This window comes from Bacillus sp. FG16, assembly GCF_057809515.1.
The window spans coordinates 1-586 of record NZ_JBMDKC010000305.1; the positions used below are offsets into that span (position 1 = coordinate 1).

Below are 586 nucleotides of genomic sequence, written 5' to 3' on the forward strand. Positions count from 1 at the left end.
ATACATTTGATTTTGAATTCCAGCCAAGTATTAATAAACAACAAATCTTAGATTTTATTTCCCTACGTTTCCTAGAGCAACAAGAGAACATAGTATTTTTAGGACCTAGTGGTGTTGGTAAAACCCATTTAGCGACATCGGTAGGTATAGCAGCAGCTAAAAAACGAACAAGCACTTATTTTATTAAGTGTCATGATTTACTTCAAAATTTGAAACGTGCAAAGCTTGAGAATCGTCTAGAATCAAGATTAAAACACTACACAAAATATAAATTGCTTATCATCGATGAAATTGGGTATTTACCAATTGATCCGGAGGATGCAAAATTATTTTTCCAACTCATTGATATGCGTTATGAAAAACGTAGTACGATTTTAACTACGAATGTAAATTTCAAATCATGGGATGAAATCTTCCAGGATCCTAAAATAGCTAATGCCATACTAGATCGCGTATTACATCACGCTACCGTTGTTAGCATTGTAGGACAATCGTATCGAATTAAAGATCATTTCAGTAAAGAAAACGATTAAATTTGTACATGCTTAAACAAGTGAAAATGTACATGATCATCTTGACATTTACA

1 protein-coding gene is annotated in these 586 nt (G+C 32.4%); it reads left to right on the forward strand.

The features are described from left to right. Positions 1 to 533: IS21-like element IS232 family helper ATPase IstB (gene istB / locus ACODS7_RS32435; protein WP_445079825.1), on the forward strand; the 533-nt coding region annotated here is incomplete at its 5' end. Between the last annotated feature and the right edge of the window lie 53 nt (positions 534 to 586).